Source organism: Pelagerythrobacter aerophilus (assembly GCF_003581645.1).
Taxonomy (GTDB): domain Bacteria; phylum Pseudomonadota; class Alphaproteobacteria; order Sphingomonadales; family Sphingomonadaceae; genus Pelagerythrobacter; species Pelagerythrobacter aerophilus.
On record NZ_QXFK01000014.1, the window covers coordinates 120,653 to 133,665 of the forward strand.

Genomic DNA, 13,013 nt, shown 5'->3' on the forward strand with positions numbered 1-13,013 from the left:
CTTGCGATACGGCGCCGCTGTGTTAAGCACTTAACACAGTAAGCCATGGATCGCATTCTTCCCTGGACCTCGCGCGAACGGCGCGGCGGCGGCGGCGGCGAGCCGGCCGATCCCGGATTCTATTCGGTGCAGGACGCCTATGCCGATCCCTGGGCTGAGCGGCTCGACGAGCTCGACCGCTATATCGACGAGGAACCGAAGCGGGAGAAGAAGCGCAAGCGTCGGCGCTGGGCAGTGCGCATCCTCGCCGGTGCGCTGCTGGTCTTCATCCTGCTGGTCGGGTGGCTGGCCGTCACCGCGCCTCTGTCGCGCTCGCTCGAGCCCATCGCCCCGCCGCAGCTCACCCTGCTGGCAGCCGACGGCACGCCGATCGCCCGCAACGGCGCGGTGGTGGACGAGCCGGTCGAGGTCGCGGAATTGCCGGGCCATGTGGTCGAACCGTTCCTCGCGATCGAGGACCGTCGCTTCTACAGCCACTGGGGTGTCGACCCGCGAGGCATCGCGCGCGCCGCGTGGTCGAACCTGACCGGCGGGCCGACGCAGGGCGGCAGCACGATCACTCAGCAACTCGCCAAGTTCACCTTCCTCTCGCCCGAACAGAGCCTGACCCGCAAGGCGCGCGAGGCGCTCATCGCCTTCTGGCTCGAAGCCTGGCTGACCAAGGACGAGATCCTCGAGCGCTACCTCTCCAACGCCTATTTCGGCGACAACACCTACGGGCTGCGAGCCGCCTCGCTGCACTACTTCTACCGCCAGCCGGAGAATTTGAAGCCGGAGCAGGCGGCGATGCTCGCCGGGCTGCTCAAGGCTCCCTCGCGCCTCGCGCCCACGCGCAACTTCGATCTCGCCGAGAAGCGCATGCGGCTCGTGGTCAGCGCCATGGTCGAGGCTGGATATCTGACCGAGGCGGAGGCTCGGCACCTGCCGACCCCGCGGCTCGACGTGCGTACCCGCAACGAGCTGCCGACCGGAACCTACTTCGCCGACTGGGCGCTCCCTGCCGCGCGCAAGCTGACCGAAGGCGGCTATGCAGAGCAGACCATCACCACCACGCTCGACTCGCGTCTCCAGGGCATCGCGCGCGATGTCGTCGCCCGGGCCCCGCTGGGGCAGGCGCAGGTCGCGCTCGTCGCCATGCGCACCAATGGCGAAGTCGTGGCGATGATCGGCGGGCGCGATTACGCGAAGTCGCCTTTCAACCGCGCGACGCAGGCGCGCCGGCAGCCCGGTTCGACGTTCAAGCTGTTCGTCTATCTCGCTGCGCTTGAAGCAGGGATGTCTCCGAACGACCGGATCGACAACACTGCATTCGAAACCGGCAGCTACCGCCCGCAAAATGCCGGCGGAAACTACTCCGACAGTCTCACGCTGGAGCAGGCCTTCGCCCGGTCGAGCAACGTCGCGGCGGTGCGCCTGTTCAACCTCGTCGGCGACCAGTCGGTGATCGACACCGCGCGCCGCCTGGGAATTTCTTCGCCGCTCGCGGCCGGCGACCCGAGCCTCGCACTCGGAACTTCGACCACGACGCTGATGGAGCTCACCGCGGCCTACGCGGGCATTGCGGGGAATGCGTTTCCCGTCCGTCCTCATGCTTTCGTCGAGGAAGAGCCAGGCTGGTTCGCATGGTTATGGGACGGGCCGGAAAGCCTTTCGCGCCGCAAGCACGAGGAGATGGAGCAGCTCCTGCGCAGCGCGATCAACCGCGGCACGGGCCGCGTCGCGATGCTGCACGCGCCGAACTACGGCAAGACGGGCACGACCCAGGACAATCGCGACGCGCTGTTCGTCGGCTATGCCGGCGATCTCGTCGTCGGCGTGTGGATCGGCAACGACGACAATTCGCCGCTGGCCGGCATTCACGGCGGCGGTCTGCCGGCGCGTATCTGGCGCGACTTCATGCGCCAGGCGTTGGGCGAGGCCCGCGCACCGGTCCGCCCGCGGCCGACGCCGAGCCCCGACCCGAGCGGCCCGGTCCAGCCGCAGGACGTGCCGCAGATCGGGGACATTCCGCTCGGTGAAGACGGTTCGCGCTTGCAGATCAGGGACAACGGCGTGGTCATCTCGACCGACGTGGGCGGGGTTCCGGTGGACGTGCGGCTTGGCGAGGACGGCGTGGCGCTCGAACCCGGCACCGGCCCGCGTGACCCGCCGCCCGAGGAAGCCTCGCTGCGCTAGATGGGCGAGAATGCAAACAGCTCCGTTATCCCAGCTTTCGCTAGGCCTCCTTTGTTATAGCTCGCTGCAAATCTCGATATCGCCACTGTACGAAGGGAGATCGCGGGAAACCTGACCTGCCCTTCCAACTTCCTCTAAAACGCCGGATGATGTCGAAGAGAACTGGTATTGTGGGAAGTGGCCGTCTGCAAAAAGAAAGCGGCGCTCGCTCCATACCATTTCCCCTCATGCGGCTATCTTTGAGGTCAGGAGGAATTGCCTGGGCCTAAGGACCGCAGATACGAGAGGCTTATCAGCGTCGGCCAGCTCAGTCACTGTGGCCCGGGAAAGATTCATATTTCTCAGGACAAATTCGATAAAGGCCAAGCTGAACGAGGCCGCCGGACACTTATGGTCTCCGTGGCCGAACGGTATCCAGAAGAGCTCTTTTGCATCATGGCTCCACATAGTCGTGTCGAAGCCCTCTTCCCACTGTCCGGGGGTTTTGAGGCGCTGAAGAAGATATGGTGAAATTAACAGCTTCGTTGTCTCATCTACCTCAATGTCATCCACCAGCATTCTTTTCTTGGGATACCGCTCCAACATCCACGCTATTGGCATATGGCGCATTGATTCCTTGATCATTATTCGCTCGTCGCCTGCCTGCCCACCTTCTCTAACGAAGTAAAATACGGCCCATGACAATGATAAGGAAAGTGATTTGATGATGGAGAACAGCGCGGACATAAATATACGCAAGGCGACATCATCACCCATTTCTCTGCGCCACCCTCCGATAAACTCAAGAATATCGCCATATTGAGCATCATTAATAGCATTTTTTGAGTTTATTTCTGATAAAATCTTGTGCATTAGCGAGGCGCTTGTCACTTTGCTCCAAAGGCTTCGTTTTTCTGGCGCAGCCACTGAATGCACGAATCGATTGAAGGCTCGCCGAATCCTTTCGGAGCGGCGATCTGAGACGAGGACCGTGGCCAGGGTTTCATGCACGATCGCGAAGGCGAGATCAGGCCAGTGAGACGTTTCCGGCAGATGAAAGACAGCTCGCTTGCGGAGCAAGGAAAGCCTGGAGGATACAAGCCTAAGAAGCTCGCGCGCGATCGCGCGCTGGTCAGCTCGGCAAGGGGCCTGCTCACCTAACCGGCCGAAAAAGTCGGAATGATCGACAAAAGCCTGATCACGATTGTCGAGTATCTGCAGCGCCAGCTTGCGGTCCATCACGCAAAGGTTGCCTGGTGCTAACCATGCCGCCTTTTCGCCAGTACTGCCGGCTTCGTGGAGCTGATCGAGAAGTTCCGTTCGATTCCGCATGTTACTCTATCCGATAGCTGTCGCATCTAACCGACAGTGTACCTGGTCGTCGGAGATGTACCAGAGCTTCCTATAGTTGGCGGAGAGACATGGAATGTACATCCCATGACATGTCAAATATTACATAAGGGGTGGACTTGCGAGCAGACGAGCTATAGTCTCCGATTCACTAACGCGAAGAGGAGAAGCCAATGCGTAGTTTCTTTAAATCGGTTCGTTACGCTCTGAACATCCGCCCGCGTACAGGGCATACGATTTGGGGGCCGGCTTGGCCTCAGTACGTCGAGCTTTGAGGCATTGACGCCGGGAGACTACTAAGGTCTCCCGGCTCTTCCCAGAGGCAAACCTTTTGACGTCTGCAGAGCTTGCTGCCGGCAACTGTCAGGCTTCAGTCCAACGAACCGGTCCGGATTCCTGGCTTGTAAATTGCCGAAATGCGGCGCTCGATGCCGAGTTGCAGAACGCACGTTGCACCAGATTTCCTGCCAGGCATCACGGATTTTTTAGCAAACGCCGAGACCCCGTCCTTTGGCAGGATGTGAGGCGGGTCATCACTAAGGCATCACGCGCTGCTCGCATCAGATTACCAGCTCGTAACCTTTATGAGGGCATAGCCAAGAGATTTGATGCGGGGACTCGGGAGCAACCTCAAGATCTCACTTATTTCGTGATGAGCACGCTGGCGAACGCCACGTTGCCGATGATCATCGATGATGAAGCGTCGATCGCGGGTTTGTCCCTGGATCAGAACGATAAAATTACAAAGCAGATCAATTTTCACCATTTAAGGCATGGGTTCTGGCAACGGGCTCTGTCCATGATGGTCGAATATCGAGCCGGTAGAGCGGTTCGCAAGGCTGTAGCGCATCGTATTGAGCGCGGCGACACCGATAAGGCCGACTTCCTTCATACACTCTTAGAACTGGAAGATGTCATCGGCCTCCGGGGCATCTCCTATCTTATCGTGACGCTATCTTCGGCTGTCTCGACCGCACCAGGCGCAATAGCATCATGTATGCTTTACAAGCTCCTCCTGGATGAAGAGCGCTTCGAACGAGTTCACGAGGAGCTGGCCGACTGGGACGTAGCTAGTATCGCTCAGATAGACCATGGACAGTTTAAATATTGTCAGCGCTTCATCAAAGAAGCACTTCGCCTTTGGTCCTTCCCGCTTCGGGCTCGTCGTCTGGTACATACTGACATGTGGATCGACGGTGAGTTGATATGCAAAGGTGACGTCTACGACCTAAGCTTTGAACATTTCCACCGGGATTCAGCGGTTTGGGATGACGCTGCGTCCTTCCATGAGGAGCGCTGGCTGAGTCCCTCCGAAGCTCAAATGAAGAGCTATTTCCCCTTTGGCTTTAGCAAACGTTCTTGTCTGGGCGCATCGATCGGGCTGGATCAGCTGCTGATCTTTTTGCGCCTTGCGACGGTCGACTTTCAATTCCTATTGGCCGACGATGCAAAACCGAAGCTATCAAGCGAGATCCTCCATGTCCCATCGGATTTCGTAGGCACTTTCCGCCGGAAGTAGCTGATCTTGTCCGTCGAGCTCAGCTTCCAAGCAGTTCATCGTGACGATAGCGGGCACGGTGAGCTCGAAATGGCCCTCTACCGAATTGTCAGCAATGGCGCTTCTGTGGGCGAATTGGTGCTTCGGCTTCGGAGCATGAGCGCTACTCGCCTCTATCACGGCGATGTCGGTTACCGAGTGCGAGAGCAGCACCGCGGTCAAGGCTACGCGGCGGCCGCCCTGCGGCAGCTTCCGCCAATCGCCTTAAAGTTTGGTTTTACAGAGCTGTGGTTTACCTGCGCACCCGATAACGTCGCATCTCGGAAGACCCTCGAAAGAGCTGGTGCAGCACACCTGGAAACCATCCAAGTACCGCAAGAGACTCAAGTGGATCAGCAGATCCCTCAAACAATGCTGCGATATCGACTGATCATCGCTCCTACTCTTAAGGAGCGTTGTAGCCACTGCACTGCCACCCAATCTTGAAGCTCTCGACCGGGGCTCGCGCGACCAGGCTGGCGTGGCAACGCTCTACAGGCACCTTCAGTTCGCGCATGTGCCGCTGGTGACACTGGCTGAAGGCGAAATCACCTGACTGCAGGTCGGTCTCAAGGGCACGATGAATGCGCTGTTCCTGAAGGATCTGGCTAAGAAGACGCATCGCGGTCAGCGCGGGCGGGTCGAGAAAGGCTTCTCGGCCCGTGCGGTCGGTTATGGCTACCGGATGATCCGCCGCCTCGGCAAGAGCCCGCGATCTCAATGCTGAAGGGATTTGCAGGACCTTCGGGACGTGCCTGGCGCGATACCAGCATCCGCAGCGATGTGCGTCGGGGCACGGGTATTCTCAACAACGAGGCGGTGGCGCTAGCTCCCGCTGCCGTCCTCAGGCGCAGCCATTAGCACGTTCATCACCGCCGTCGCGACCGGCCGGGTGCGGTCGTCCTGCCACGCCTCGACCTCGATATTCGCGTTGCGCCGCCCGAGGCGCAGCACCCGGCCGCGCGCGTAAGTCGGGCGGCTCTTGGCGGCGCTCAGGAACTGGACCGTGACGTTGATCGGCTTCAGCCGTTGCTGACGGTCGGCACGGGCCAGTTCGACCCGCAATGCCGCATAGCCGGCATTCTCGAGCAATCCGCTGGTCGCACCCCCGTGGAAGACCGTCGGCCGTCCCTCGACGATCTTGCCGAAGGGCACGACCAGGATGGGGGAACCGCCTTCGATCGAATCAACCGCGATCCCGAGCGAGCGGGCGTAGGCAGGCAGCTCACGCTCGACGGCGGCGAAAAGGTCAGCGTCGCTCATCGCGGCGTCCTCCGATCGACATGAACACTCCGGCGACGTGCGCCACCGGATCGTCGGGATCGCCATCGTGGGCGATGCCGCGTACGAACGCGGCGGAGCGCGTCCGGCGGTAGCATTCGGACCGTCCGTTGACCGCCGCGCCTTTGCGCGCCGGGCGCATGTAATCGACCCTGAGATCGAGCGTGGCAATGGCAAGAAATTCGCTCGTCGCGGTCCAGATCGCCATGCCGGACGCCATGTCCATCAGGCTGACGATCGGCCCGGTGGCGAGGATACCGCTGCCGGTCTCCCCCACCAGATCCTCGCGCCAGGGGAGGGCGAGTTCCACCCAGTCCGCCCCGTGCGCGACGTAGCGCATGCCGAGCCAGCCGGGGTGGCCGTGCTGCAGCATGAAGGTTGCTGCGGTGGCGGGATCGAAGGGCGGCAGGTCGCTGGCCATGACAGCGCTCTACGGCAGCGGCGCCGCATTTCAATGTTCTAATTTCCCGCGGCCGCGGCAGTGGGCCATTCGCTCGATGCGGGCGGAATCGCGTTCGCGCCATGAGGGGATGCCACTGTGAACTTTCCGAAAATCGACCTTTCGTCGCTGCCGGCGCTGGACAAAGCCGCGGGCATGTTCGGCAGCCTGTCCGACGCGGCGACGGTCGCCACCGACGACCGCGCGGTGATCATCATGGTCTACCTCTACGAGACCGTTTCCGAGCGGACGCTGGGGCTCTTCTGAGGGACCGCCTGTGCGGATCGATCCAGCGATCGCGGCGCTGCGAAGCGACGGCGTGCCGCAGCGCGATGCGCAGAAGCGGCTTGAGCGCGCCAGGGCCGCTTGGCTCGCCGAGCCTGGCATAGGGGCGGTGTTGCGGGCGCTGGAAGAATACGGTCGGGGCAAGGCGCTGGCCGACTGCGGGCCGCTCGCGTCGCTCGTATCGGAGATCGGCGCTGCGCACGGCCTCGTGGATCGACTGGTCCGCTCGATGATCGAGAACCTCCGCGAAAGCCCTCTCGGCCACGTCCCGTTCCGCCATCAGTGCGTCGACGGCTTCGCTGTTCTGCAGCTCGCGCACTCGGGCCGGGCGACGCTCTCGCTGATGCAGTACGTGCCGCCCGAAAGCGCGAATCCGCCAGATTCGGTTTGTTTCACCGATGGGGAGCGGCACGAGATCTGTCTCGCGGGCGCGGCTCAGGCGCGGTGTGTTTCGATTGCGGGCGAACGGCAGGACAAGGCGATGCTGACCTGCAACAGTATCCGCATCGATGCGGCGACCTGCCTTTCCTTTGCCGGATTGCGCGAGACCAAGCTCGTCGATCGGGTCGAAGGGCGGCTGGTCATGCTGAGACTGTCGCGCCCGGCGGCCAAGCCTTTGCCGAGCCTGGAATACCGCCTCTCCGACGGGGTACTGCTGCACCGCGCGGCGGGAGAGTGCGGCGAGAGTCGGAAGGAGCTGATGCTTGCCGTGCTGGGTGCGATGCAGCGGCACGACGCGGTGCCGGCGATCGCGGGACTCATCCGGGAGGGGAGCGAGAGCCTGCGCTGGCAGGCACTGCGCGAATGCCTCGCGCTCGACAGTGCGGCGGGTTTCCGAGAGTTGTCCCGCATGGCGCACCGCACCGCCGACCCGCTGTGCGAACCGGCGCGGGCGCTGCGCTGCGACCTCCTCGCCCGATACCCTCAGCTAGCAGAGGCGGAGCGCCAACCGTGCCTCGCCTGATCGAAGGGGAGGATACTGCGTCCTCCTCGCTGGACGAGGCCATCCACGCGATCGACTCGACAGGTTTTGATCCACGCGAGGAAGGGAGCCTGATGCATACCGCCCGGTGGCTCAGGCGTCTTGGCAACAACGCAGCTTTTCTCGGGGACCACATTGTAGCGCAGCTCACGGCTGGGTCTGCATGCGAGGTGGCGGAGAGCGCTTACGGGGCGCAGGCGATCGTGCTTTCGGGCATGCGGAACGGCTTCTTCCTGCGTGCGAACATATGGCCGTCGGAGCGCGATCATGCCTTCCACACGAGCGGCGCGCGCAGTTTCGTTTACGGGATCCCGCACGATCACAATTTCGATTTCCTGACCGTCGGCTACTTCGGCCCCGGCTATCGCAGCGACTACTACGAATACGACTACGAGGCTGTCACGGGCAGGTGCGGGGAGAAGGCGGGCCTGCGGTTCACCGAGCGCAGCGCGCTCAGCCCCGGCAAGCTGATGCACTACCGCGCGCACCACGACGTTCACCGCCAGTTGCCGCCCGAAAGCCTGTCGGTCTCGCTCAATGTCGTCGCGGCTGATCCCGCCGCAGGCTGGTTCGATCAATATGGCTTTGACGTCGAGACGGACACGATCACCGGCGTGCTCAATCCGACCTCGACGGAGGTATTCCTGCGCCTTGCCGTGGGGCTGGGCGGGGCCGAAGCGGTGGACCTGGCCGAACGGTTCGGCCGGACCCACCCCAGCGACCGTCTCCGTCTCGCCTGCTTCGAAGCGAAAGCGACATTGGCAGCGGCTCCGGCAAGCGTTGACGCCGTCTGGCGCGAGGCGGAACTCTGCGGCAGCCGCCTGGTCGCGGAGGAAGCGCGTTCGCGTCGCCGGATACTGTCGTTGCCGGCATAGGCGGCGCGAATACGTGTGAGCGGCTAAGAGGTGGTCTCCGCAGGAAAACGCTCTGCCGCAGCGCGGCTGGGCCGCGCCATCTGGAAATCGCATTCGCGTTTGACCTCACGCGCGGCACCGGTAAGAGGCAGCGCGGATGAGCGACGTCATCGATCTCCCTCCGCCGCCTCCGTTCGATCGGCTGGCGGACGCGCGCGACATCGCGCTGTTTCTCGACTTCGACGGCACCCTGGTGGACCTGGCCCATGCGCCCGGCGCGATTGTCGTGCCCCCTGACTTGGGTGAGCGGTTGCGCAAGCTGGCAGCGCGGCTCGGTGGGCGGCTTGCGCTGGTCTCGGGCCGATCGCTGGACGATCTCGGCGGGCATTGCCCGATCGAGGGCATTGCCTGCGCCGGGTCTCACGGCGCGGCGCGCCGGGACGCCGCAGGGATGTCGCTGGGAGAACCCGCACAGGCGATGGCGCCCGACGCTCTCGACGATCTGCGCACCGGCGCACGCGAGTTCGGGTTGATGCTGGAGGCAAAGCCCCACGGTGCGGCGCTCCATTACCGCAGGCATCCGGAACGCGCAGACCTGGCCCGGGCGCTGGCAGACGAAGTCGCCGCGCGCTTCGATCTTGCGATCAAGCCGGGCAAGGGCGTGGTCGAACTCACTCAGACCGGCGCCGACAAAGGCGGAGCGGTGCGCGCGTTCCTCGCACTGCCACCTTTCGCCGGTGCGCAGCCGGTGTTCATTGGCGACGACGTGACCGACGAGGACGGTATGGCAGCCTGTGAGGAAGCCGGCGGCTTCGGCATTCTCGTAGGCGACCGCACACCCACAACCGCGCGCTACCGTCTGCCCAATGTTTCCGCCGTCTACGAATGGTTGAGCCTGTGACCGACCCGCACCAAGCCTCACTCGAACTCTGGCCCATCGGGAATTGCCAGGTCAGTGGCCTGATCAACCGCCAGGGCGCGCTCGTCTGGGGCTGCGTGCCCCGGGTCGATGGCGATCCGGTGTTCTGCTCGCTGCTGAATGGCGACGAGCAAGATATCGGCGTCTGGCGTTTCGAACTCGAGGGACAGATCGCCGCCACCCAGTACTACGAGCGCAATACGCCCATCCTCGTAACGCGGCTCGAGGCGGAGGATGGCAGCGCGGTCGAGATTCGCGACTTCTGCCCGCGCTTCGAGCGCTCCGGGCGCATGTACCGCCCCGTGGCCTACGTCCGCATCGTTCATCCGGTCGCGGGTACCCCGCGGATGAAAATCGTGCTGCGCCCGGCGCGGAACTACGGCGCGCAGCTCGCCGAAACGACGAACGGCACCAACCACATCCGCTATCTGGTCGGCGGCCAGGCCATGCGCATGAGCACGGACGCCCCGGTCGGCTACGTCCTTTCCGGCCGCACCTACCGGGTCGAGAGCGACCAGCATTTCTTCCTTGGCCCGGATGAGCCGTTCTCCGGCAATCTGCGCGCCGAGCTGCGCCAGATGGATGAGCTGACGCGCAAGTACTGGACGCTCTGGGTGCGCGGCCTGCACATCCCACTCGAATGGCAGGACGAGGTGATCCGCAGCGCCATCGCGCTCAAGCTTTGCCAGCACGAGGAGACGGGCGCGATCGTCGCCGCGCTGACCACCTCGATTCCCGAAGCGCCGCACAGCGAACGCAATTGGGACTACCGCTTCTGCTGGATCCGCGACTCCTACTTCACCGTCCAGGCACTCAACCGGATCGGCGCACTTGACGTCCTGGAGAAGTACCTGTCGTACCTGCGCAACATCGTCGATTCGGCACAGGGCGGGCAGATCCAGCCACTCTATTCGGTAATGGGCGACACCGTGCTGGACGAAAGCGCTGCGGCGCACCTGGCCGGCTACCGCGGGATGGGCCCGGTGCGGATCGGCAACGCCGCCTATTTTCAGGTCCAGCACGACTGCTACGGCCAGATCGTCATGCCGACCGCGCAGGCATTTTTCGACCGACGGCTGCTGCGCATGGCCGACGAGCACGATTTCGCCAGTCTCGAAAAAGTGGGCGAGATGGCGTGGAAGATGCACGATCAGCCCGACGCCGGCCTGTGGGAATTCCGCACCCGGCAGGAGGTTCATACCTATTCCGCCGTGATGTGCTGGGCGGCCTGCGACCGCCTGGCCAATGTCGCGGCGCATCTTGGGCGGGAAGACCGGCGCAAGCTCTGGCGCAAGCGCGCGGATGCGATCCGCGATCGCATCGAGCGCGAGTCGTGGGTCGAGACCGAGGACGGTGGCCACTATGGCGCGAGCTTCCAGAGCGACTATCTCGACGCCAGCCTGCTGCAGATGGTCGAGCTACGGTTTCTGCGGCCCGACGACTCCCGCTTCAAGACGACCTTCGCCGCGATCGAGAAGGCGCTCCGCCGCGGCGAGCACATGCTGCGCTATGCCAGCGAAGACGACTTCGGCCTGCCCGAGACCGCCTTCAATGTCTGCACGTTCTGGCTGATCGAGGCGCTCCACATGGCGGGCCGCGACGAAGAGGCACGCGGACTGTTCGAGACCATGCTGTCGCATCGCACGGCGTCGGGGATGCTCTCGGAAGACCTCGATTTCGACACCGGCGAACTGTGGGGGAACTTCCCCCAGACCTACTCGCTTGTAGGGATAATCAACTGCGCCGGTCTTCTGTCCAAACCGTGGAGCGAAGTAAGATAAGCCGTCTAGTCGTCATATCGAATCGCGTCGCCGTCCCAAAGGCGCGGGGCGCGGCCGGTGCACAGGGAGGATTGGCGGGCGCGCTCAACGCAGCGCTCAAGAAGCACGGCGGTATCTGGTTCGGGTGGTCCGGACAGGAGTGCGACAAGTTCAGCGGCAATATCAACATGCAGCGGCACGAGGGGGTGACGACTGCGACGGTCGACCTGCCGCACCAGGACGTGGAAGAATACTACAACGGCTACGCCAACTCGACGCTGTGGCCGCTATTCCATTTCCGCCTCGACCTGACCGAATACGAACGTGAGACGGGCAAGGGCTACGAACGCGTCAACGAGCGGTTTGCCGACAGCGTCGGGCCGCTGATCGAGCCGGACGATCTGGTCTGGGTGCACGACTATCACCTGATCCCTCTGGGTGGACGCCTGCGTTCGCGCGGGATCAGGAACCGCATCGGTTTCTTCCTCCACACGCCTTGGCCGCCGACGCGGCTGTTCGTCTCGCTGCCGTTCCACGAGCGGCTGGTGCAGACGATGCTCGAATACGACCTGATCGGTTTCCAGACCGAGGAATGGCTCGAGAGCTTCGTTCACTACTGTGAAAAGGAACTGGGGGCCGAAGTAGACGAGGCAACCGGGACGATCACGTACGAAGGGCGCAAGACGGTCGCACGCGCCTATCCGATCGGGATCGACTACGATCACGTGCGGGCGCAGGCCGACACCGGCGAAGCGCGACAGGCGGCGCAGCGGTTGCTGTCGAGCACGCGGCGGCGCACGGCGATGATCGGGGTCGACCGACTCGACTATTCGAAAGGCCTGCCCGAACGGATCGACGGCATCGGGCGCTTCTTCGACAATTATCCGGAGCGGGTTCGCGATCTGGTCTTCATCCAGATCGCGCCGCCCAGCCGCGAGAACGTCGAATCCTATCAAGACATCCGCGCTACGCTCGAACAGAAGATCGGCCAGATCAACGGCGCGCGCACCGAAGTCGACATCGTGCCGATTCGCTACGTCAACCGCGGCCACACCCTGGCCGAGCTGTGCGGGTTCTATCGCGCGGCGAAGATCGGGCTGGTCACGCCGCTTCGCGACGGGATGAATCTGGTCGCCAAGGAATACGTCGCGGCGCAGGATCCCGAGGATCCGGGCGTCCTGATCCTGTCGCGTTTCGCCGGCTCGGCGTTGCAGTTGCGAGATGCCGTTCTCGTCAATCCGCACAGTCCGGACGACCTCGCCCACGCCATCCACACCGCGCTCGACATGCCGCTGGAAGAGCGCCGGCGGCGGTGGGAACGGATGATCGAAACCGTGGTCAATGACAACGTCCAGCGGTGGACGGAGAACTTCACATCCGACCTGGCAGGACACGAGGCGAAGCGCTGACATCGGCTTGTGCGGCACGAGCCGAGATGGCAGGGCCGCTTTC

The 13,013-nt window shown here is 63.2% G+C and carries 13 protein-coding genes; 10 read left to right on the forward strand and 3 right to left on the reverse strand.

What is annotated here, in order from left to right:
• The first annotated feature begins 45 nt into the window (after positions 1-45).
• A complete protein-coding gene (locus D2V04_RS04425) occupies positions 46-2,175 on the forward strand; it encodes a transglycosylase domain-containing protein (protein WP_119512086.1) in 2,130 nt (709 codons plus the stop codon).
• Positions 2,176-2,400: 225 nt separating this feature from the next.
• Here D2V04_RS04425 and D2V04_RS04430 read toward each other — a convergent pair whose 3' ends face one another.
• A complete protein-coding gene (locus D2V04_RS04430; RefSeq protein WP_119512087.1) occupies positions 2,401-3,486 on the reverse strand; it encodes a cytochrome P450 in 1,086 nt (361 codons plus the stop codon).
• Positions 3,487-4,024: 538 nt separating this feature from the next.
• On the opposite strand from D2V04_RS04430, the gene D2V04_RS04435 reads away from it, so the two are divergent.
• The 3 genes from D2V04_RS04435 to D2V04_RS18170 all read left to right on the forward strand — a co-directional run bounded on the left by D2V04_RS04435 (position 4,025) and on the right by D2V04_RS18170 (position 5,768).
• Positions 4,025-5,023 carry a cytochrome P450 gene (locus D2V04_RS04435; RefSeq protein ID WP_182849657.1) on the forward strand — a complete coding sequence of 333 codons (999 nt, stop codon included), beginning with the start codon at positions 4,025-4,027 and terminating at the stop codon, positions 5,021-5,023.
• 69 nt (positions 5,024-5,092) lie between these two features.
• Entirely contained in the window at positions 5,093-5,488 is a 396-nt protein-coding gene (locus D2V04_RS18405; RefSeq protein WP_407672072.1) for a GNAT family N-acetyltransferase, read from the forward strand.
• 133 nt (positions 5,489-5,621) lie between these two features.
• Positions 5,622-5,768: a hypothetical protein gene (locus tag D2V04_RS18170; protein WP_228766263.1), complete on the forward strand. Its 147-nt coding sequence runs from the start codon at positions 5,622-5,624 to the stop codon at positions 5,766-5,768.
• Between the two features lie 98 nt (positions 5,769-5,866).
• On the opposite strand, the gene D2V04_RS04450 is transcribed toward D2V04_RS18170, so the two are convergent.
• Positions 5,867-6,304: a PaaI family thioesterase gene (locus D2V04_RS04450; RefSeq protein ID WP_119512090.1), complete on the reverse strand. Its 438-nt coding sequence runs from the start codon at positions 6,302-6,304 to the stop codon at positions 5,867-5,869.
• On the reverse strand, positions 6,291-6,743 hold the full coding sequence (locus D2V04_RS04455) for a PaaI family thioesterase (protein WP_119512091.1): 453 nt from the start codon (positions 6,741-6,743) through the stop codon (positions 6,291-6,293). The genes D2V04_RS04450 and D2V04_RS04455 overlap by 14 nt, the downstream gene beginning before the upstream one ends.
• Positions 6,744-6,860: 117 nt before the next feature.
• Here D2V04_RS04455 and D2V04_RS17865 point away from each other — a divergent pair, with 117 nt between their 5' ends.
• From D2V04_RS17865 to D2V04_RS04480, 6 genes are all read left to right on the forward strand, one after another.
• Entirely contained in the window at positions 6,861-7,028 is a 168-nt protein-coding gene (locus D2V04_RS17865; protein WP_182849658.1) for a hypothetical protein, read from the forward strand.
• Positions 7,029-7,038: 10 nt separating this feature from the next.
• Positions 7,039-8,010 (forward strand): acyl-CoA dehydrogenase family protein, encoded by a 972-nt coding sequence (locus tag D2V04_RS04460; protein ID WP_119512092.1) that lies wholly within the window; start codon positions 7,039-7,041, stop codon positions 8,008-8,010.
• Positions 7,998-8,903, forward strand: coding sequence for a transposase (locus D2V04_RS04465; protein WP_119512093.1), 906 nt, complete (start codon positions 7,998-8,000; stop codon positions 8,901-8,903). The genes D2V04_RS04460 and D2V04_RS04465 overlap by 13 nt, the downstream gene beginning before the upstream one ends.
• Positions 8,904-9,039: 136 nt before the next feature.
• Positions 9,040-9,783 (forward strand): trehalose-phosphatase, encoded by a 744-nt coding sequence (gene otsB, locus D2V04_RS04470; protein ID WP_119512094.1) that lies wholly within the window; start codon positions 9,040-9,042, stop codon positions 9,781-9,783.
• Positions 9,768-11,582: a glycoside hydrolase family 15 protein gene (locus tag D2V04_RS04475; protein WP_119512095.1), complete on the forward strand. Its 1,815-nt coding sequence runs from the start codon at positions 9,768-9,770 to the stop codon at positions 11,580-11,582. The genes otsB and D2V04_RS04475 overlap by 16 nt, the downstream gene beginning before the upstream one ends.
• Complete coding sequence (locus D2V04_RS04480) at positions 11,579-12,970, forward strand: alpha,alpha-trehalose-phosphate synthase (UDP-forming) (RefSeq protein ID WP_119512585.1); 1,392 nt, start codon at positions 11,579-11,581, stop codon at positions 12,968-12,970. Before D2V04_RS04475 ends, D2V04_RS04480 begins: the two co-directional genes overlap by 4 nt.
• The last annotated feature ends 43 nt before the right edge of the window (positions 12,971-13,013 follow it).

Bases quoted from the DNA above. Each gene is read 5' to 3' on its own strand.
- D2V04_RS18170 (WP_228766263.1), top strand. From the start codon at position 5,622: ATGAATGCGCTGTTCCTGAAGGATCTGGCTAAGAAGACGCATCGCGGT.
- D2V04_RS04455 (WP_119512091.1), bottom strand. From the start codon at position 6,743: ATGGCCAGCGACCTGCCGCCCTTCGATCCCGCCACCGCAGCAACCTTC.
- D2V04_RS18405 (WP_407672072.1), top strand. From the start codon at position 5,093: ATGGCCCTCTACCGAATTGTCAGCAATGGCGCTTCTGTGGGCGAATTG.
- D2V04_RS04430 (WP_119512087.1), bottom strand. From the start codon at position 3,486: ATGCGGAATCGAACGGAACTTCTCGATCAGCTCCACGAAGCCGGCAGT.
- D2V04_RS04425 (WP_119512086.1), top strand. From the start codon at position 46: ATGGATCGCATTCTTCCCTGGACCTCGCGCGAACGGCGCGGCGGCGGC.
- D2V04_RS04450 (WP_119512090.1), bottom strand. From the start codon at position 6,304: ATGAGCGACGCTGACCTTTTCGCCGCCGTCGAGCGTGAGCTGCCTGCC.
- D2V04_RS04475 (WP_119512095.1), top strand. From the start codon at position 9,768: ATGGTTGAGCCTGTGACCGACCCGCACCAAGCCTCACTCGAACTCTGG.
- otsB (WP_119512094.1), top strand. From the start codon at position 9,040: ATGAGCGACGTCATCGATCTCCCTCCGCCGCCTCCGTTCGATCGGCTG.